A 19,482-nucleotide genomic window follows, 5' to 3' on the forward strand; every position below is an offset into this window, starting at 1 on the left:
GCGAACGGGGTCACACAGTCCGTTGGCAGGTGTGAGCGCCACGTCACCCACGTGTCACATTTGGCGATTTTTCGGTAATTTCCCGCCTCTAGCCTTCATGCCATGGCCCCAGGCGGAACTGTGCGTGCGCACGATGCGAACCCCGGTGTCCCGCGACACGTCATCGTGGTGGGACACGGCATGGTGGGCCACCGGATGGTCGAGGCGCTTCGGGCCCGCGACACCGACGATCGCTGGCGGGTCACGGTGCTGGCCGAGGAAGCGGATGCGGCATATGACCGCGTGGGCCTGACCTCCTACACCGAAACCTGGGATCGGGCTCAGCTGGCATTGCCGGGCAACGACTACGCCGGTGACGAGCGGGTTCGGGTGTTGCTGAACACGCGGGTCACCGAGATCGACCGCGCGGCCAAGTCGGTGGTCACCGCCGACGGCACGCGACACGGTTATGACGCCCTGGTGCTGGCCACCGGGTCCTACGCCTTTGTCCCTCCGGTGCCCGGCCATGACCTGCCCGGCTGCCACGTGTATCGCACGCTCGATGACCTCGACGCTATCCATGCCTGCGCCGAACGTGCACTGCGCGATGGCCACGGTGGCGCCGGCGTGGTCATCGGCGGCGGCCTACTCGGGCTGGAAGCCGCCAACGCGTTGCGCCAGTTCGGGTTGCAGACGCACGTCATCGAGATGATGCCGCGGTTGATGGCCCAACAGATCGATGAGGCCGGGGGCGCGCTACTGGCCCGGATGATTTCCGACCTCGGGATCGCTGTGCACGTCGGGACGGGCACCGACTCGATTGAGTCTGTCGAGCATTCCGATGGCAAGACGTCGCTACGGGTGCGGCTGGCCGGCGGCGACGTCATCGACGCCGGCGCATTGATTTTCGCGGCGGGTATCCGGCCCCGCGACGAATTGGCCAGGGCGGCCGGCCTCGCGATCGCCGAGCGCGGCGGCGTGCTCACCGATCTGTCCTGTCAGACAAGCGATCCCGACATCTACGCGGTCGGTGAGGTGGCCGCCATCGAGGGGCGCTGCTACGGATTGGTCGGGCCCGGCTACACCAGCGCCGAGGTGGTGGCCGACCGGTTGCTCAACGGTGTCGCGGAGTTCCCCGAAGCCGACCTGTCGACCAAGCTCAAGTTGCTCGGCGTTGACGTGGCCAGCTTCGGCGACGCGATGGGCGCTACCGAGAACTGCCTCGAGGTAGCCGTCAACGACGCGGTGAATCGCACCTACGCCAAGCTGGTGCTCTCCGATGACGCCAAGACGCTACTGGGCGGCGTGCTGGTGGGCGACGCTTCCGCGTACGGGGTGTTGCGCCCGATGGTCGGCAGCGAGTTGCCCGGCGATCCGTTGGCGCTGATCTCGCCCGCCTCTGGCGACGGTGCTGGTGCCTTGGGCATTGGCGCACTGCCCGATTCGGCACAGATCTGTTCCTGCAACAACGTCACCAAGGGCGAGCTGAAGTGTGCGATCGCCGACGGCTGCGCCGATGTGCCCGCGCTCAAGGCGTGCACCGCGGCCGGTACCTCGTGCGGTTCGTGCGTGCCGCTGCTGAAGCAACTGCTGGAAGCCGAGGGGGTCGAACAGTCCAAGGCGCTCTGCGAGCACTTCAGCCAATCGCGCGCGGAACTCTTCCAGATCATTTTGGCTACCGAAATCCGGACCTTCTCGGGACTGCTACAACGCTTCGGTCGCGGAAAGGGTTGTGACATCTGCAAACCCGTGGTCGCGTCGATCCTGGCGTCCACCGGGTCCGACCACATCCTGGACGGCGAGCAGGCTTCGCTGCAGGACTCAAACGATCACTTCCTGGCCAACATCCAGAAGAACGGTAGCTACTCGGTGGTGCCGCGGGTCCCTGGTGGCGACATCAAGCCCGAGCATCTGATTCTGATCGGCCAAATCGCCCAGGAATTCGGGCTTTACACCAAGATCACCGGCGGCCAGCGGATCGACATGTTCGGTGCGCGAGTCGATCAGCTGCCGCTGATCTGGAAGCGGCTGGTCGATGCGGGCATGGAGTCCGGCCACGCCTATGGCAAGGCGTTGCGGACGGTGAAGAGCTGCGTGGGTAGTGACTGGTGTCGTTACGGGCAACAGGATTCGGTGCAGCTGGCCATCGACCTGGAACTGCGTTACCGAGGCCTGCGGGCGCCGCACAAGATCAAGCTGGGCGTTTCGGGTTGCGCGCGCGAGTGTGCCGAAGCCCGCAGCAAGGACGTCGGCGTCATCGCCACCGAAAAGGGCTGGAACCTGTACGTCGGCGGCAATGGCGGCATGACTCCCAAGCATGCTCAGCTGCTGGCCAGCGACATCGACACTGAGACGCTGGTCCGCTATATCGACCGGTTCCTGATGTACTACGTCCGAACGGCCGATCGGCTACAGCGCACCGCGCCGTGGGTCGAATCACTCGAGGGCGGACTCGATCACGTCCGCGAGGTCGTGTGTGACGACTCCTTGGGCCTGGCCGAAGAGTTCGAAGCGGCGGTGCAGCGCCACGTCGCCAACTACAAGTGCGAGTGGAAGGGCGTGCTGGAGGACCCGGACAAGCTGTCGCGGTTCGTCTCTTTCGTCAATGCCCCCGACGCCGCCGACCCGACAGTGACATTCACCGAGCGTGCGGGACGTAAAGTTCCTGTCTCCATTGGCATTCCGCGGGTCCGATCATGAAGTCGCGAAGATTCTAGGAGGTAGTGTGACACTTCTCAACGACATTCAGGTATGGACCACTGCCTGTGCATACGACCATCTGATCCCCGGCCGGGGTGTGGGTGTGCTGCTCGATGACGGCAGTCAGGCGGCTCTGTTCCGGCTGGACGACGGCTCGGTGCACGCGCTGGGAAACATCGACCCGTTCTCCGGTGCGGCCGTGCTGTCCCGTGGCATCGTCGGTGATCGGGACGGCCGTGCGGCAGTTCAATCTCCGATTCAGAAACAGGCGTTCGCGCTCGACGACGGCAGCTGCCTTGATGATCCACGCGTTTCGGTGCCGGTGTACCCGGCGCGTGTCACTGCGGAAGGCAAGATTCAGGTCGCGCGGTTGGCCGCCTGACCGGGTCTACGGATTTGGGCGTGAGCCCACGGATCCGGCGGTGCAGCCGGGGCCGTCCAGCTTACGATGTGACGCCCCATGCGCACGGTCAAGCCCCAGGATGCCCGCCCGATATCGTGGCAGGCGGCTTGGGCGCCTACCCCCGGCTGATGTCGCCGACAAGGTAGTGCTGCATGGTGGGGCCGATGGCGTCCACCAATGCATCCACTGACATTGAATGCATTGGTTCGGAGCGCAACCCGTAGCGCATGATGCCCAAGCCGACCAATTGCGAGGCACATAATGACGCGCGGACGGCGATCTTATCCGCGCCGAGCATTTTGAGTAGTGGGTTGAAGATGGGCCCGATGAACATCGACTGGACGATTTCGGCCGTCTTGGCCAGGCCGGTGGAGGCGACAGCGCTGGCGGCGAACGGGCCGCCGCCCGCCGCGTCCCACGTGGTGATCAGCATGTACAGAGTCCGGCGGCCGACCTGGTTGACACTGCCGGCGACAATCTTGTCGATGAACTCCGGTGTGCCGAAGGGCAAACGCAGCATCTTCGCCACCGGATCGAGGAGCCCGCGGGAGGGCTCTTCGTTATTGGCCATGGTGTCAGGATCACCCGGATATGGTCAAAGATCAAGCATTGTCCACGTCGGCGTTCTCAACCAACAATGCTTTGTGTTTCATGTGATTCGGCTCGGGTGTGCATCGGTGATCGTGGAACCGTAGGCACCGCAGCCGAGATGGCGCTGTGGAACCGCGTCGCGATCAGTTCGGCCAAGCCGGGGTGGTTGCCCAGCGGCGGGGTCACCACGTCGGCGCCGCAGGCGCGCAGCCGCTCCTGGAATAGGCCTTCGGCCAGCAGATAGGAGACGACCACGACCCGGCGGGCCCCGTCGCGCCGCGCGGCGCGAACAGCGGTGCGGAGGTCGGGACGGCCGGTTGCGGCAAACCCGAGGGTCACCGGTGAACCGGTAAGTGCGCACAGGAACGCGCGCGCCGTGCGCAGGTCGTCGAGCGCCCGTCGATCCGATGTCCCAGCCGCGGCCAATATCACCGAATCATCTGGGCGCCAGCCGGATTCCAGCAGCTGCTGGATGAGGATTCTGGCGATCTCCCGGCTGGGGCCCAGTGCCGGGGTGACGGTGACGTCGGGGTGGCCACTGGCCGCGACGTGCGCCGGCAGGTCGATGCGGACGTGGTAGCCGCGGGACAGGAAGGCGGGTACCACGATTGCCGATTGCGCCGAGCCCCGTCCCGGCGCAGGTCGGCCGAGCACTTCGCTGGGTGTGGGACCCAACACGTCGACAAATGCCACCTGCACGGTCTGCTTCAGCAGCGCGCTCACCCGCGCCGCCAGGTCGCCGATCATCGCGACACCGGCCGGCCGGCGGGTGCCGTGCGCCGTGAGTATCAGGTGCATGCGGTGTCGTCCTGGGTGTCGAGCGCCAGCCGGTAACCACGCTTGACCACCGTCGCGATGATGTTTTTGTCGCCCAGCGCCGTGCGCAGCCGCAATACGGCGGTGTCTACCGCGTGAGTGTCGTCGCCGTTTCCGGGAAGCACATTCAGCAGCTCGCTGCGGGCGACGACGTCTCCGGGGCGCTTGGTCAAGGCGCGCAATATCGCCATGCCCGACCCCGACAGTGTCTTGATGGAGCCATCGACGAGCACGCAGGTTCCGCGGATGTCGACGACGTGGCCCGCGGCGTTCACGGTGCAGGAGCCAAGTAGCGGAAGTTCCTCGGCGATATGACGGGCCAAGGCGCCCAGCCGCATTCGCTCCGGCGATGAGGTGGGCACCCCCTTGCGGATCAAGGGGCGAGAGGTGACGGGGCCGACGCACATCGCGTGTACGTCGTTGCGCAGCGCCTCGAGCAGTTCCTCTTCGATATCCAGCTCGCGGCCACGCTCGAGCACCGCGGCCGCGGCGGGCGCAGAGGTGAAACTCACCGCGTCGAACTGTCGCCGGGCGATCTCGGTGACCAATTGGTCGAATGCGCCGCCCAATGGCGTTGGCTTCCAGCGGTACACCCGAATGGGCACCACCTCGGCCCCCGCCGCGCGGAGGCCGCCGACAAACTCGGGGAAGGGATCCCAGCCATCGGCCGCGCCGTGTAGCTGAATGGCGATCCGCTGACCGGCGACCCCGGATTCAAGCAGGTATTCCAGAACTTCTTGCGAGGATTCCGATTCTGGCGACCATTCTTCGCGCAAGCCCGCCGCGCGTAGCTCGCCGGTCGCCTTCGGTCCGCGCGATATGGTCCGGCCTACCGACAACGCATCAACGAGTTCGCCGGCCAGCCCCCACCCCTCGGCCGCGGCTACCCAGCCCCGGAAACCGATACCGGTGTGGGCCACCAGGATGTCGGGTGGGTTGGCGATCAACGCCTCCGTATTGCCCTGGAGTTCGTCGTCTTCGGGCAGCGCGATCATGTTGATCGCAGGGGCACTGCAGACGTCGGCACCGTGGCGGCGCAGAAGTGCGCACAACTCCTCGGCCCGGCGAGAAGACGTCACCGCAATCCGGTAGCCCCGCAGTGGCTCAGATTTTTGCTGGGCCATATGTCGTGTCTAAGCGTGTGAGGTTTCGGATGCGTTACCAAGCAATTGCTGCCGCATTGCCCACCCCTGCGACCCCAGTCACACTCGGGCCAGCCGGGATCCGGATGCCGTCCCCGCGGTACCGGCGACCGGGACCGCTCGGCGCCCGTATCTCGACCAGGTCAGAAGCGCGGCGCCGACATAAAACAGCAGGAAGACCCAATAGGCGGAGGTGTCTGTTCCGGTGCTCAGATAGGACTGTCGCAGCGCCAGATTGATGCCCACGCCCCCGAGGGCGCCAAAGGCGGCGACAAATCCGATCACCGCTCCCGACATGGCCTGTGACCAGCGGCGTCGCTCGAATTCGCTGATCTGGTTCCGGTGGCTGAGCGCCTCGAACACCGAGGGGATCATCTTGTACACCGAACCGTTGCCCAGGCCGGCGAGCGCAAAAAGGGCCAGGAAGCCGCCGATGTAGCCCGCCGTCATCGCCACGGTGGCCGGACCAGGGGTGTGGTCACCGTGGGTACTGATGGCCACCAACAGCCCAGTAAACAACGCCATCGTGAGGAAGACCGCCAGGGTGACCCGGCTGCCGCCGACCCGATCCGCCAGTCGGCCGCCGTAGATCCGGGCCAGCGAGCCCAGCGCCGGCCCGATGAAGGCGAACTCGGCCGCGTGCAGGGCGGCCTGTGCGTGGCTTTGTCCGCTACCGACGAAGTTGATCTGCAGCACCTGGCCAAACGCGAAGGAGAACCCGATCCAGGAGCCGAAAGTGCCCAGATAGAGCAGGGCCAGTACCCACGTGTCGCGCTGGGTGAGGATGGCCCGCAAATGGCCCACGTCATAGGTGGCGTGCGCCAGGTTATCCATCTGGCGGGCCGCTCCGACGGCGACGACCGTCAACAGCAACAGATACAGTCCGCACACCCAATACGGCTGGTGATAGCCGGCGATCGCGATCACCAGCAGCCCCACCAGCTGAATCATGGGGACGCCCAGATTGCCGGCGCCGGCGTTGAACCCGAGAGCGAAGCCTTTGCGCCGATGCGGGTAGAAGGCGTTGGTGTTGGTCATCGACGCCGCGTAGTTGGCGCCACCGCATCCGGTCAATGCGGCGCATGCCAGATACGGCCACAGCGGCAACCCTGGGTGGCTCAGCAACCAGATCGTGCCGATGGTGGGAATGGCCAGCACCGCAATCGAAAACACGGTCCAGTTCCGGCCGCCGAAGGTGGCGATACCCAGCGAATACGGGATGCGCAGGCAGGCCGCAACAAAGGTGGCTGTGGCGCCGAGCAGGAATTTGTCCGCAGCGGAGAAGCCGTAAACGGCGTAGGGCATGAACAGCACCAACACCGGCCAGAGCGTCCAAACCCCAAAGGCGACGTGGTCGCATGCGGTGATCCACAGCAGGTTGCGGCGAGCGACGGCGTGGTTGCTGGCCTCCCAAGCCTGGGCGTCTTCGGGATCCCAGTGCTCGATCCGATGGTTGCGGTTCATGTTGGCGTCTGCACCTTTCGCCGACGGTGGCGCCGCTTTTCCGGCAAGCATGCGTTGAGAAGTCAGGCGAGTCTCGAGATGAATCACGAATGAAGAGGCATGCGCCACCGCCTGTTTCGATGCTCACATCGATCATGCAAGCCGGTCAACTCGAAGGGGCGGATATGGGCTGAAAGTTGAATCGCAGTTATCTGAAAACTGGCTGGCAGGAAGACGCGGCGCCGAGAGGTATTACCAGACGTCTCCCGCGCGCCAGTCGCACATCAATTCGGCGGAGGTGTCCAGGCTGGCATCGACCGGCAGCACAAACACGGTTCCGTCATCATCGGGTGTGGGAGTGGGGCCGGTGGGGGACAGCACCGATGTCGGGCCGTGCCACGGCAACCAGCCTCGAGATGTGTACAGCCGGCGGGCGCCCGCCGAGGAACTGAGCGCCCCCAGTTCGTAGGCGCCACGAATCACTTGCTCGGTGGCGTCCAACACCGCAGTCGCCAGTCCTTGGCCACGCCAATCCTCTCGCACCGCAACACCTTCGACATAGCCACAACGCAGGGCGCTACCGCGGTAGATAAGACGCCGCTGCACCACGGCGCCGTGCGCGATGATCGCGCCGCGATGCCAGATCAGGGCGTGCATACCGCCCAGGGCGTGTTCCCAATCGTTATCGGTGAAGTCGCCGGCAAAGGCGGCGGTGACCATCTGGCGAATGCCCTGACGCGTCTCACTGTCCAGATCGGCGGTATGGACCAGCCGAGCCGTGTGAACCTCGGTATGCACTATTTCTGTCTACCAGTGCCCGCGCGTCAGCGGCGAGGGCGTGCCCAGTGCAGCCATACGTGCTGACCGGGCCGCACCTGGGCCACCTTGTCGATGTCGTCATCGATCACCACACCCACCACCGGGTAGCCGCCCGTGATCGGGTGATCGGGCCCCAGGATCACCGGTAATCCGTTGGGCGGTACCTGGATTGCGCCGCGAGTGGTCCCTTCGCTGGGCAACTGGCGGTCTGGATTGCGGTGCGTCAGCGGGCGGCCGACCAATCGCGTTCCCACCCGGTCGCTTTGACCGGAGACCACCCAGTCGGTGTGTACCAGCGCTTCGGGATCAACGAACCAGTCATCGCGCGGTCCCGGTATCGCCCGCAGTTCGACCACCCGGTCGGTGATGGCGGCCACCGGCGCCTGGTCGAGTTCCGGATAATCCTGCGAACGGTCGCCGATCGGCAGCACATCCCCGGTCCGTAATGGCGCCGGGCCGATTGCCGACATCACGTCATAGCTGCGTGAACCCAGCACGGGGGTGACGCTGATACCACCGCGCACCGCTAGATAGGTACGCAGTCCCGCATTGGGAGTTCCCAGTGAGATTACCGAGCCATCGCGGACATGATGAATGCTGTTGGTGCCGAACAACGTTCCGTTGACGGTTGGGTCGGTGTCGGCTCCGGTCACCGCGATGTCGATGTCGCCGCCACGAACCCGGGCCGAAAAGCCTCCCAGCGTGACCTCGACGGTCGCCCAGTCGTCGGGATTGGCGACCAAGCGGTTCGCCAGCGTGTGCGAGCGACGGTCGGCCGCCCCGGACCGCCCGACTCCCAGGTGGCCCAGACCGGCCCGGCCGAGGTCCTCGACGATGGCCAACGGCCCGCTGCGCAGTATTTCCAGGGTTATCACGACGGATCCTCCTCGCTACGCCGGCCGGAACTGTACCCACATGCCCTGGGTGAGCAGGGCCGGGTTGGGCCGGTCAATGTCCCACAACACTGCGTCGGTATGGCCGATGATCTGCCACCCGCCGGGGGAGTGCCGCGGGTATACCGCGCTGTATTCGCCTGCCAGCGCGACCGACCCGGCCGGCACCGAGGTCCGCGGCTCGGACCTGCGGGGCACCTGCAGCCGAGGATCGCCGCCGATGAGGTAGGCAAACCCGGGCGCGAATCCGCTGAACCCGACGCGCCACCGGGTGGCGGTGTGGGCGTGGATGACCTGTGCGGTGGTCAGACCGGTATGGCTGGCGACCTCGGCAAGATCGGGACCGTCGTAGATGACGTCGATGACCGGCGCCGGCAGCGGTTCGCCCTGGTGCTCGGACGCGAGCAGGTCGGGGTCGACGGGCAGCCGGCGTATCCGCTGCCGGGTAACCCCTTGGAAGCGGGGACCGGCGAGCTTCACCAACACCGTGCGGGAGGCCCCGACGATGTCGACCACGCCGGGCAGCGCAGCGGCGCGTAGGGTCTGCGTCCACGCCAACACCTGCGCGGTGCTGTCACACTCCAGCATCAGCGCTTGATCGCCGTAGTCGAAAATGTTGCGCGTCACCATGTCCGCCGCAAGCTCGGTTGAGATATCGGTCACACTCATTCTTCGACGTTAGCCCCGGATTCGGCGGTGGGCGAGAAATTTTCGAGCACTGCCAGAAGGGCCTTAGCGGATGCTCAGACCCGCGCGGTCGGTGGCCGAATAATCGGCAATCTCAGCCCAATACCTTCGCGATCAGCGCGGGCAATTCATCGGCCACCACGGGATAACTCAGGGGCGACGCAAACGCGATCGCGCCGGCCTGATCGCCGGTGGTGAAGACATGGCGTTTCTGCTCGGTCGCCGCTGATGCCGCAATCTCGGGGTCGGCCAGCAACGCCTGTTCGTCTTCGGGGCTCTCGGTCAGCCAGATCAGCACGTCGGCGGAATCGAGCACCTCCTTGATGTGATCGCGCGGGATCACACCGCGTTGATCGACGGCGAAGGGTTTGATGCCCTCGGAGATGACCAGACCCATCTCGTTGAGAAAGTCGGTCCGCCAGCCGGCCATCGTTGCAATGACATTGCCCTGCCAAAGCCGCCCCTGCAGTAACAGTGCTTTTTTGCCCATCCATTGCGGATGCTGTTGTGCCACAGCGGCGAACTTCTGGTCGACGGCGTCGATCAGGGACTTCATCTGCGCGCTCTGAAACACCGCCTCACCGACTGTGCTGGCCTGCAGCTTCCAGGGCTCGAAGAACGCGTCACCGCCCGATTGCGGGATGGTGGGGGCGATCGCAGACAGCTTCTGATAGGTCTCGGCGTCGACTCCGGCGTTGATGGCCACAATGAGATCGGGTTTGAGGTTCGCGATCTGGTCGACCTGAATCCCGTCGTCGAGGCTCAACACCACCGGCTGTGCCGCGCCGAGTTTGGGCTGCGCCCAGGGCCACACCGCGAACGGCTGGTCCCCGAACCATCGGGTGACGGCGATGGGCACGACCCCCAGCGCGAGCAAGTCGTCTTGTTCGGTAAAACCGGCGCTGACCACGCGCTTGGGCGGCTCCTTGATGACGGTCTGGCCGAACAAGTGGGTGATGGTCACCGCCCCGGTATCAGCGGTGCCCGCCTGCGGCTTGGATGACGAGCACGCCGCGACCCCGCTGGCGAGCAGCCCTGTGGCCGCCGCGACCTGCAGGAATCCGCGCCGACTCCATCCCTGTTGCATCGCGTGAGATTATCGCGTGCCTGACCCTCACCCCGCCACAGCACCGGCTGGTGCACGCTTGGCCGGGGCACCGCGCGTGCGTGGGTGCGGCGATTTTTCTAACAGCGGGGCCGCGACCGTTGTGATTTTTGCGTTGCGACGACGTAACTGCGACCACCTAGTTCGGTAACAGCCCGTCGTTAGCGTCGACTCGTTCGTGCGTCCTCGGCCCATTCGGCCGCGGATTGGCCGCTCTCTTGCACAGGAGACGTAGATGACCATCACCCCGGTACGCCAGCACACCGCACCGCGCGAGCAGCACGCCGGACGCCACTGGATTCATGACTGGCGCCCCGAAGATCCCGAATTCTGGGACACGATCGGCCGGCCGATCGCCCGGCGCAACTTGGTTTTCTCCATCTTCGCCGAGCACATCGGGTTCAGCGTGTGGATGTTGTGGAGCATCGTGGTCGTGCAGATGATGGCCGTTGGCGCACCGGGGCATCCCAGCCATCCCGCCGCGTCGGGCTGGGCACTTTCGCCCAGCCAAGCCCTGTGCCTGGTCGCTGTTCCCAGCGGTGTCGGCGCACTGTTGCGATTGCCCTATACCTTCGCGATCCCGGTTTTCGGCGGCCGCAACTGGACGACCATCTCCGCAAGCTTGTTGGTGATTCCCTGTCTGCTGCTGTCCTGGGCGGTAAGTCACCCCGGCATACCCTTTGTGCTGCTGACGCTGATCGCCGCGACCGCCGGTGTGGGCGGCGGCAACTTCGCCTCGTCGATGGCCAACATTTCGTTCTTCTACCCCGAGAAGGACAAAGGCTGGGCACTGGGCCTCAACGCGGCCGGAGGCAACATTGGCGTCGCGGTAGTGCAAAAGATCATTCCGCCGATCGTGGTCGCCGGTGGCGGGATGGCGCTGGCGCGGGCCGGATTGTTCTATGTGCCACTGGCGGTCGTCGCCGCGGTCTGCGCCTTTGCGTTCATGAACAACCTCGCCGAGGCGAAGGCCGACGTGAAGCCGGTTTGGCAGTCGCTGCGCCACGCCGACACCTGGATCCTGGCCCTGTTGTACATCGGTACCTTCGGATCCTTCATCGGCTACTCGGCGGCGTTTCCGACACTGCTCAAGACCGTCTTCGATCGCGGCGACATCGCCTTGGGCTGGGCGTTTCTGGGGGCGGGCATCGGATCGGTGATCCGGCCGCTGGGCGGCAGGCTGGCCGATCGCGTTGGCGGCGCCCGCGTCACCGCGGTCAGCTTTCTGATGCTCGCGATCGGGGCGGCCGCCGCGCTGTGGTCGGTGCAGATCGTCAACTTGCCGCTGTTCTTCGCCAGCTTCATGTTCTTGTTCGTGGCCACCGGCATCGGAAACGGATCGACCTATCGCATGATCTCGCGGATCTTCAAGGTCAAAGGTGAGCTCGCGGGCGGTGACCCCGACACGATGGTGCAGATGCGCCGCCAAGCCGCCGGTGCCTTGGGTGTCATCTCGGCGGTCGGCGCCTTCGGTGGGTTCCTGGTGCCCCTGGCCTACGCGTGGTCGAAGGCCCAGTTCGGCAATATCGAACCCGCGCTGCGCTTCTATGTGGTCTTTTTCCTCGCGCTGCTATTCGTCACCTGGCACTGCTACCTACGCAGCAAGACTCCGATGGCGCAGCTAGGGGTGTGATCAGCCGTCGGCTCCGGGCCTGCCCCGGCCATCGGGGGGCCGGTAGCCGTGCCACGGGTTGTACTCGGCGATCAGCTCCTCCTGCGGGGGACGCGCCTCGGGCGGTATGTGCTGCAGGTTGATCCGGATGCGGTACCAGATCGAGCTCGGCCCGCGCATGCCGTCCACCAACACATCGGCGGGTTGCAGCCGATCCGCCACCGCGGGATGGCGAGCGCGCCAGGTGTCCAGGGCGGCCATCGCCTCGTCCTTGGTCTTGGTGCGGGCGACTTCGATCAGCGGCATGCTCGGCTGCCGGCGGCCATCGCTGCGCTTGCCCGCGCCGGCGGGAGCGCGCTGGGGCGGGCCCAGTTCCTCGGCCAGCATCAGCAGCCGGTCCAGCGCGCCCGCGGCGTCGTCCATGCCCGACCACGGGTCGCCCATTTCTGCGAACCGGTCGGGGACGGTGTCGAGGGTGAAGTCCTGCGGATCGCAGTCGGCCACCTCGTGCCAGTGCAGCGGCGTGGACACCCGGGCGTCGGGGGTGGCCCGCACCGAATAGGCCGACGCGACCGTGCGGTCCTTGGCGTTCTGGTTGAAGTCGACGAACACTCCCTCGCGTTCCTCCTTCCACCAACGGCTGGTTGCCACGCCGGGCATCCGCCGTTCGACCTCGCGCGCGACGGTCTGCGCGGCCAGCCGAACCTGGGAAAACGACCACCGTGGCGCGATCCGGGCATAGACGTGGAAGCCCCGCGAACCAGAGGTCTTGGGCCAGGGCGTGAGCCCATAATCTTCGAGCACTTCGCGGACCACTTGCGCGACATCGAGGATGCGGCGCCACTCGACACCGGGCATCGGGTCCAGGTCGATCCGTAGTTCGTCGGGGTGATCGAGGTCGCGGGCAAGCACCGGATGTGGATTCAGGTCGACGCAGCCCAAGTTGATCGCCCAGGCCAGTCCCGCGGCATCGTGGATGACCGCTTCCTGGGCGGAGGTGCCTGACGCGTAGCGCAGCTCGGCAACGTCCACCCAGTCGGGGCGGTTGGTGGGGGCGCGCTTCTGAAACACCGCTTCCACGTCGATCCCTTTGACGAAGCGCTTGAGCATCATCGGCCGGCCGGCCACCCCGCGCAGCGCGCCATCGGCCACCGACAGGTAGTAGCGGACCAGATCGAGCTTGGTGCGGCTCGGCCGGTCGCCCTGGCTGGGGAAGACCACTCGGTCTGGGTGGGTGATCTTGACCTGCCGACCGGCCAACTCCAGTGACACCGGGCCGGTCATGGGAATCAATCGTAATTCCGATGCACTCTATGGTCGCGGTGCGACCGGCGTCACATATGGTGAACTTATGCCTAACCTCAGTGACCTGCCCGGGGTCGCAAAAATTCAGCAATACGTCGACCGCGGGGCGGCCGAACTGCACTACGTGCGCAAGATCATCGAATCAGGTGCGTTCCGGTTGGAGTCGCCGCTGAACTACGCCGCGATGGCAACCGAAATCGCGAAGTGGGGCGAGTTCGGCATGCTGCCCTCGTTCAACGCCAGACGTCATCCGCACCGCGCGGCGTGCATCGACGAAGAGGGCGAATTCACCTACCAGCAGCTCGACGAAGCCGCCCACGCCGTGGCCAACGCCCTGCTGGCCAAGGGGGTATCCGCCGGCGACGGGGTCGCCATCCTGGCGCGCAACCACCGTTGGTTTTTGATCGCCAACTATGGTGCTGCCCGGGCAGGCGCCCGCATCATCTTGCTCAACAGCGAGTTCTCCGGCCCACAAATCAAAGAGGTCTCGGAGCGCGAAGGCGCCAAGCTGATCATTTATGACGACGAGTACACCGGCGCGGTCAGCAAAGCCGAGCCGCCGTTGGGCAAGCTGCGGGCGCTGGGCGTCAACCCCGATTCCGAGGAGGACTCGGGCAGCACCGACGAAACGCTGGCCGAACTCATCGCCCGCAGCAGCACCGCGCCGGCGCCCAAGGCCGGCAAGCATGCGTCGATCATCATTCTGACCAGTGGCACCACCGGCACCCCCAAGGGCGCCAACCGCAGTACCCCGCCGACGCTGGCGCCGGTCGGGGGCATCTTGTCGCACGTCCCGTTCAAGGCCAACGAGGTGACCTCGCTGCCGGCGCCGATGTTCCACGCGCTGGGGTACCTGCACGCCACCATCGCGATGTTCCTGGGCTCGACGCTGGTGTTGCGACGCAAGTTCAAGCCGCAGCTGGTGCTCGAAGACATCGAGAAGCACAAGGTGACCGCCATGGTCGTGGTGCCGGTGATGCTGTCGCGTCTTCTCGACGCGGTGGAGAAGATAGACAAGAAGCCAGACCTGTCCAGCCTGAAGATCGTGTTCGTATCCGGCTCCCAGTTGGGCGCCGAACTGGCCAGCCGCGCACTCAAAGACCTCGGTCCGGTTATCTACAACATGTACGGCTCGACCGAGATTGCGTTTGCCACCATCGCCGGGCCCGAGGATCTGCAACGCAACGCCGCGACGGTGGGACCCGTCGTCAAAGGCGTCAAGGTCAAGATCCTCGACGACAACGGCAACGAGGTCTCGCAGGGCCAAGTCGGCCGGATCTTCGTGGGCAACGCCTTCCCCTTCGAGGGCTACACCGGTGGCGGCCACAAGCAGATCATCGACGGTCTGATGTCCTCAGGTGACGTCGGCTACTTCGATGAGCACGGGCTGCTCTACGTCAGCGGTCGTGACGACGAGATGATCGTCTCCGGCGGGGAAAACGTGTTCCCGGCCGAAGTCGAGGATCTGATCAGCGGGCATCCCGACGTGGTGGAGGCCACCGCGCTCGGCGTCGACGACAAGGAGTGGGGCGCGCGGCTGCGCGCGTTCGTGGTCAAGAAGCCCGACACCGACCTCGACGAGGAGACCGTCAAGCACTACGTGCGCGACCACCTGGCCCGCTACAAGGTTCCCAGGGAAGTGATCTTCCTCGAGGAGTTGCCGCGCAACCCCACCGGCAAGATCCTCAAACGCGAGCTGCGTGAGATGAAGATCGAGTAGCCGGTCATTGGCTCCGCAGTTCATCGCTGCCCGTAGCGGCTGCGCTAGTTGTCAGGTGGCGGTGTTGGTGACGACCGCCTGGTATCGCCCGGCCGTCGACGACATCCCCACCGGTATCGCACCGAGCGGTCGGTGTCCACCACCACGAACTGCCCTGCACCTACGAAGTGCCTTCCGGTCGAGAACCTGAGCCGCCGCAGTCCCGCGAATCTCCTGCCGGACAGACACTTCCGTGTATCTAGAGGACGACGACCTCAATCACCGGTGAACAATCCGGGGCGGAGCACGTCGATGCTCAGTGCTCGGCTGAGCCGGGGAGGCGCCTCGCTTTGGAAACGAGGATGGAGGCATGCCGAATTCATCAGTGATCGACTCATTCTTGCCCGTCTGACGATCCGTGATGAGCAGTTCGCCGGGCGCGCCACGCTGGCAGTGAACTTCTAGAGTCCAACGGCCTGTTCCAGGCCATGCAGTGACGTCTCCAGGTGTAGCAGGAGTCGCTGCAAGTGCGGGACACTGCGACGGCACCCGACTAGGCCGAATTCGAGCGTGCCGGCGTTGCTGAGCAGAGTGATGCTCAGCGCCTGACCGTCGTGAGCGATCGACAGTGGATAGATGCTGTCCAGCCGGGCCCCGTGCCAGTACATGGGTTTGGTCGGTCCCGGCAGGTTCGACACAATGACATTGAACGACGGCTTTGTCCATGGGACGAAGCCCGGAACAGCTGTCAGCGTCAAAGGCGCCATATTGAAGGCCCACAACGCTTTTGCCTGCAGCGGGGACAATTCGGAAAATGCCTTCTTGTTTCGGCGCATCGACTGACTGATCATTTCCAGTCGTTTCGCCGGATCCGTGTTGTCGGTCGCGAGACCGCAAAGCACGGTCCCGACCATGGTGCCGCCGGAGTCATCGGTTTGCGAGCGCAGGCTAACCGGGACCAAGGCAACTAGCGGCGCATCCGGTAGCGCATTCTGCTCGAGCAAGTACTGGCGCAGCGCACCGGCGCACATTGCCAGCACTACATCGTTGATGGTGACCCCCGCGCATTTCGCTACGGCCCGGAACCGATCCAACGACCATGACTGCGCTGCGCATCGGCGCGCGCCGCCGACCTTCACGTTGAACAGGGTGCGCGGAGCCCCAAATGGCAGGGTCAACTGCTGCTCAACCAGCGCAGCGCGGATCAAGGACACTGTCGATGGACCGAGTGCCATCAGAGATCCCGCCGTGTTGGCCAGCGATCCCAGCCTGGAAGAGACAACCGCGTGATCGGGCTGCGGGGGCAGATTCCATGGTGCCCGCACTTCGGTGTCGCGAGGGTCATCCGAAAGTGCGCGCTGCAGCAGCATCAATGCCGAGGCACCGTCGAGCAGGGCATGGTGGAACTTGGAGTAGATCGCGAACCGGCCGTCTGCCAACCCGTCCACCACATGCATTTCCCACAACGGGTAATGGCGATCGAGCAGGTGGCTGTGTAGCTGAGAAACCAATTGGAGCAGCTCGCGTACCCTCCCGGGATACGGAAGCACCGAACGTCGCACGTGATAATCGGTATCGATCTCGTTGTCGTACTGCCAGCCCAGGCTGGTAATACCGCCCAATAATGTTGCGGGGCGCTTACGGAATGCGGGTTGTCCCTCCCGATTTGCCGCCAGGCATCTATATATCTCATCGACAAATCCCGGACCGGCCGCGTCGGGAGGGTCGAACAGCTGCAAACCGGCCACATGCATGGGGTGCTCGCGGGACTCGGTGAACAGGAAGGACGCATCGGTCGGCATCATCAATTCCATCGAAGTCATTAGACAGCGGGGGCCCATGGCGAGCAACCGGCATCGATGAAACTGTCGGCGGATCCCACAGCAGAGATCGTGAAATATGCGGCGCACAACAGGTCGCCGCCGGCATCTTCATTTCATGGCGACGTCGAGTTGCTGGCTGAACCTGATCGAGCCTTGGTTCAAGGAACTGGCCGGTGCGCGAACCCCGCCGCGGATCGAATCGAATCGCAGACAGACCGCTTGCGGCCTACGGGTCGCGGGGCAGGCCCAGCAGCCGCTCGGCGATGATGTTGAGCTGCACCTCGGAGGTGCCGCCGTAGATCGTGGTGGCGCGACTGGATAGCAGGTACTCGCCCCACTTACCGGCCAACTCGTCGGTGTCGCCGATCGCGGCATCCGTGCCGAACGACGACACGGCGAACTCCGCGTAGCCCTGACCGGTGCGCATCGACAGCAGCTTGGATATCGCCGCCGACGGCATGGCGTCCCCACCCGAGAGGGTCAACAGGGTGGAGCGCAGGTTGAGCACCTTGGCGGCGTGCCCCTCGGCGATCAGGTGTCCGGCGCGGTGCTGGGCGACCTGATCGAACTGGCCGTCCCGGACGAACTCGACGAACTGCGGCAAGGTGGCCAGGAAGTTGTTGTCGGTGCTGCCAATCGATACTCGTTCGGCGGTCAGGGTGTTGCGGCTGACTTCCCAGCCCCGGTTGACTTCGCCCAGGACACACTCGTCCGGGACGAACACATCGTCGATGTAGACGGTGTTGAACATTTCGTGGCCGGTCAGCTCGCGCAGCGGCTTTACCTGTACGCCTTCGCTTTTCATGTCCAGCAGGAAGTAGGTGATGCCGTTGTGCTTGGGTGCGTTCGGGTCGGTTCTGGCCAGTAGTGCTCCCCATTGCGAGTACTGAGCGGCGGTGGTCCAAATTTTCTGTCCGGTAATGCGCCAGCCGCCGTCTACCCGCGTCGCCTTCGTGCTCAGGCCGGCCAGGTCCGAGCCGGCGCCGGGCTCCGAGAACAGCTGGCACCAGATCATCTCGCCGCGGAAGGTGGGCGGCAGAAATCGTTGCTTCTGCTCTTCGGTACCGAACGCCACGATCGACGGGAGGATCCAAGCCGCGATGCCGACCTGGGGCCGTTTTACCCGACCGGTGCTGAACTCCTGGGCGATGATGACCTGCTCGACCGGGCTGGAGGCCCGTCCCCAGGGCTTGGGCAGATATGGCAGCACCCAGCCGCCTTCGGCGATCGCGGCCTTTCGGGGCTCCCGATCCATCTGCTTGAGGGCCTCCACATCGGCGCGAATCTCGGCCCGCAGCTTCTCGGTGTCGGGATCCAAGTCGATGTCCACCGCTCGCATGCCCGTGGTGGTGGCGGTGTCCACCACCCGCTGTGGGTACTCGACGCTGCGGCCGAAACAGGCCGCCAGCATCAGGGCCCGGCGGTAGTAGACGTTGGTGTCGTGCTCCCAGGTGTAGCCGATGCCGCCGTGCACCTGTATGCAGTCCTGGGTGCAGCGCTGGGCTGCGGCCGGTGCCAGTGTCGCGGCGACGGCCGCGGCGAACTCGATGTGCGGGCTGTCCTCGTCTAGCGCGCGGGCCGCGTCCCACACGGCGGCGGTGGCGCGCTCGGTGTCGGCGATCATCTCGGCGCATTTGTGCTTGATCGCCTGGAACTGGCCGATCGGCCTGCCGAACTGTTCGCGGATCTTGGCGTAGCCCGACGCGGCATCGGTGGCCCAGCGGGCTACACCCACCGCCTCGGCCGAGAGCAGGGTGGACATCAGCGCGTGGGCGGTGGTCATGCTCAGATTGCTCAGCACCACGTCATCGCCAACCTCGACGGCGTTGGCGCGGACGTGTGCGACGGGGCGCAGCGGGTCCAGGCTGCGGACCGGTTCGATTTCAAGTTGCTCGGCGCGCAGCACCACCCACTCGTCGCCGCTATCGATGGCGACCGGCAGCACCAGAATGGAGGCCTGGGCTGCGGCTGGAACCGCGCGGACCTCGCCGCGGATGACCAGCACGCCACCGTCCTCTAGCCCCTGGCGCGTTGCGGTGAGCCCCGAGTCCAGCGCGTAGGCCGCGATGGCGGCACCGCTGGCGAGCTCGGAAAGCACCTTGGCCTCGGGGTCATGCACCGAAATCAGTGCGCTGGCGATCGCCGACGGGACGAACGGACCGGGGACCGCCCCGTAGCCGAATTCGGCCAGCGCCACAGCCAGCTCGAGGATCCCGTAACCCTGTCCGCCGACGGACTCGGCGAGATGAACACCCTGCAAGCCTTGTTCGGCCGCCGCTTGCCAGTAGGGCGGTGGATTCTCGACCGGAGTTTCCATAGCCGCGTGCAGCACTTCCGACGGCGCCACGCGCGCTACCAGTGATCGCACCGAATCGGCCAGGTCCCGATGCTCAGGGGTTATCGCGATCGGCATTGCTCGCCTTCCCTTGCTTTATTGCTGAACCGCCGTATCGGCCAAGCACCTC

At 65.3% G+C, this 19,482-nt stretch carries 15 protein-coding genes; 4 read left to right on the top strand and 11 right to left on the bottom strand.

Annotated features, from left to right (window positions below; translation table 11 throughout):
- Positions 1–102 precede the first annotated feature (102 nt).
- Both nirB and nirD read left to right on the top strand, forming a co-directional pair.
- A complete protein-coding gene (nirB, locus tag CCUG20998_RS02415) occupies positions 103–2,679 on the top strand; it encodes a nitrite reductase large subunit NirB (protein WP_081651118.1) in 2,577 nt (858 codons plus the stop codon).
- Between the two features lie 25 nt (positions 2,680–2,704).
- Positions 2,705–3,061, top strand: coding sequence for a nitrite reductase small subunit NirD (nirD, locus tag CCUG20998_RS02420; protein WP_012392485.1), 357 nt, complete (start codon positions 2,705–2,707; stop codon positions 3,059–3,061).
- Between the two features lie 136 nt (positions 3,062–3,197).
- On the opposite strand, the gene CCUG20998_RS02425 is transcribed toward nirD, so the two are convergent.
- The 8 genes from CCUG20998_RS02425 to CCUG20998_RS02460 all read right to left on the bottom strand — a co-directional run bounded on the left by CCUG20998_RS02425 (position 3,198) and on the right by CCUG20998_RS02460 (position 10,560).
- On the bottom strand, positions 3,198–3,653 hold the full coding sequence (locus tag CCUG20998_RS02425) for a TetR/AcrR family transcriptional regulator (RefSeq protein ID WP_011739380.1): 456 nt from the start codon (positions 3,651–3,653) through the stop codon (positions 3,198–3,200).
- Between the two features lie 56 nt (positions 3,654–3,709).
- The gene (locus tag CCUG20998_RS02430) at positions 3,710–4,471 is read right to left on the bottom strand and encodes a sirohydrochlorin chelatase (RefSeq protein WP_020731540.1); all 762 of its coding nucleotides are present in this window, start codon (positions 4,469–4,471) and stop codon (positions 3,710–3,712) included.
- Positions 4,462–5,613, bottom strand: a complete 1,152-nt coding sequence (locus CCUG20998_RS02435) for a uroporphyrinogen-III synthase (RefSeq protein WP_012392487.1) — start codon at positions 5,611–5,613, stop codon at positions 4,462–4,464. Before CCUG20998_RS02435 ends, CCUG20998_RS02430 begins: the two co-directional genes overlap by 10 nt.
- Positions 5,614–5,691: 78 nt before the next feature.
- Complete coding sequence (locus CCUG20998_RS02440; RefSeq protein WP_036457177.1) at positions 5,692–7,095, bottom strand: MFS transporter; 1,404 nt, start codon at positions 7,093–7,095, stop codon at positions 5,692–5,694.
- A gap of 231 nt (positions 7,096–7,326) precedes the next feature.
- The gene (locus CCUG20998_RS02445; RefSeq protein WP_020731543.1) at positions 7,327–7,872 is read right to left on the bottom strand and encodes a GNAT family N-acetyltransferase; all 546 of its coding nucleotides are present in this window, start codon (positions 7,870–7,872) and stop codon (positions 7,327–7,329) included.
- Between the two features lie 26 nt (positions 7,873–7,898).
- A complete protein-coding gene (locus tag CCUG20998_RS02450) occupies positions 7,899–8,768 on the bottom strand; it encodes a 5-oxoprolinase/urea amidolyase family protein (protein ID WP_012392490.1) in 870 nt (289 codons plus the stop codon).
- Between the two features lie 15 nt (positions 8,769–8,783).
- Positions 8,784–9,455 (bottom strand): 5-oxoprolinase subunit B family protein, encoded by a 672-nt coding sequence (locus CCUG20998_RS02455; RefSeq protein ID WP_012392491.1) that lies wholly within the window; start codon positions 9,453–9,455, stop codon positions 8,784–8,786.
- Positions 9,456–9,567: 112 nt separating this feature from the next.
- Positions 9,568–10,560, bottom strand: a complete 993-nt coding sequence (locus tag CCUG20998_RS02460; RefSeq protein ID WP_020731546.1) for an ABC transporter substrate-binding protein — start codon at positions 10,558–10,560, stop codon at positions 9,568–9,570.
- 253 nt (positions 10,561–10,813) lie between these two features.
- Between CCUG20998_RS02460 and CCUG20998_RS02465 the strand changes: the two genes are divergently transcribed.
- Positions 10,814–12,211 (top strand): MFS transporter, encoded by a 1,398-nt coding sequence (locus CCUG20998_RS02465; protein ID WP_020731547.1) that lies wholly within the window; start codon positions 10,814–10,816, stop codon positions 12,209–12,211.
- Here the strand turns inward: CCUG20998_RS02465 and CCUG20998_RS02470 are convergent, their stop codons facing one another.
- Positions 12,212–13,474, bottom strand: coding sequence for a DNA polymerase domain-containing protein (locus CCUG20998_RS02470; RefSeq protein WP_161965516.1), 1,263 nt, complete (start codon positions 13,472–13,474; stop codon positions 12,212–12,214). It lies immediately after the preceding gene.
- 67 nt (positions 13,475–13,541) lie between these two features.
- On the opposite strand from CCUG20998_RS02470, the gene fadD2 reads away from it, so the two are divergent.
- Positions 13,542–15,215, top strand: a complete 1,674-nt coding sequence (fadD2, locus tag CCUG20998_RS02475) for a long-chain-fatty-acid--CoA ligase FadD2 (protein WP_103653951.1) — start codon at positions 13,542–13,544, stop codon at positions 15,213–15,215.
- A 440-nt stretch (positions 15,216–15,655) separates the two neighbouring features.
- Here the strand turns inward: fadD2 and CCUG20998_RS02480 are convergent, their stop codons facing one another.
- On the bottom strand, positions 15,656–17,008 hold the full coding sequence (locus tag CCUG20998_RS02480; protein WP_036457179.1) for a WS/DGAT/MGAT family O-acyltransferase: 1,353 nt from the start codon (positions 17,006–17,008) through the stop codon (positions 15,656–15,658).
- Between the two features lie 235 nt (positions 17,009–17,243).
- Positions 17,244–19,430, bottom strand: coding sequence for an acyl-CoA dehydrogenase family protein (locus CCUG20998_RS02485; protein WP_020727892.1), 2,187 nt, complete (start codon positions 19,428–19,430; stop codon positions 17,244–17,246).
- Positions 19,431–19,482 lie beyond the last annotated feature (52 nt).

This window comes from Mycobacterium marinum, from assembly GCF_003391395.1.
In the GTDB taxonomy this organism is placed as follows: domain Bacteria; phylum Actinomycetota; class Actinomycetes; order Mycobacteriales; family Mycobacteriaceae; genus Mycobacterium; species Mycobacterium marinum.

Coding starts and splice junctions, on each gene's coding strand:
- CCUG20998_RS02440 (WP_036457177.1), bottom strand. CDS start 7,095: ATGAACCGCAACCATCGGATCGAGCACTGGGATCCCGAAGACGCCCAG.
- fadD2 (WP_103653951.1), top strand. CDS start 13,542: ATGCCTAACCTCAGTGACCTGCCCGGGGTCGCAAAAATTCAGCAATAC.
- nirB (WP_081651118.1), top strand. CDS start 103: ATGGCCCCAGGCGGAACTGTGCGTGCGCACGATGCGAACCCCGGTGTC.
- CCUG20998_RS02485 (WP_020727892.1), bottom strand. CDS start 19,430: ATGCCGATCGCGATAACCCCTGAGCATCGGGACCTGGCCGATTCGGTG.
- CCUG20998_RS02425 (WP_011739380.1), bottom strand. CDS start 3,653: ATGGCCAATAACGAAGAGCCCTCCCGCGGGCTCCTCGATCCGGTGGCG.
- CCUG20998_RS02470 (WP_161965516.1), bottom strand. CDS start 13,474: ATGACCGGCCCGGTGTCACTGGAGTTGGCCGGTCGGCAGGTCAAGATC.
- CCUG20998_RS02480 (WP_036457179.1), bottom strand. CDS start 17,008: ATGGAATTGATGATGCCGACCGATGCGTCCTTCCTGTTCACCGAGTCC.
- CCUG20998_RS02435 (WP_012392487.1), bottom strand. CDS start 5,613: ATGGCCCAGCAAAAATCTGAGCCACTGCGGGGCTACCGGATTGCGGTG.
- CCUG20998_RS02430 (WP_020731540.1), bottom strand. CDS start 4,471: ATGCACCTGATACTCACGGCGCACGGCACCCGCCGGCCGGCCGGTGTC.
- CCUG20998_RS02455 (WP_012392491.1), bottom strand. CDS start 9,455: ATGAGTGTGACCGATATCTCAACCGAGCTTGCGGCGGACATGGTGACG.
- CCUG20998_RS02465 (WP_020731547.1), top strand. CDS start 10,814: ATGACCATCACCCCGGTACGCCAGCACACCGCACCGCGCGAGCAGCAC.
- CCUG20998_RS02460 (WP_020731546.1), bottom strand. CDS start 10,560: ATGCAACAGGGATGGAGTCGGCGCGGATTCCTGCAGGTCGCGGCGGCC.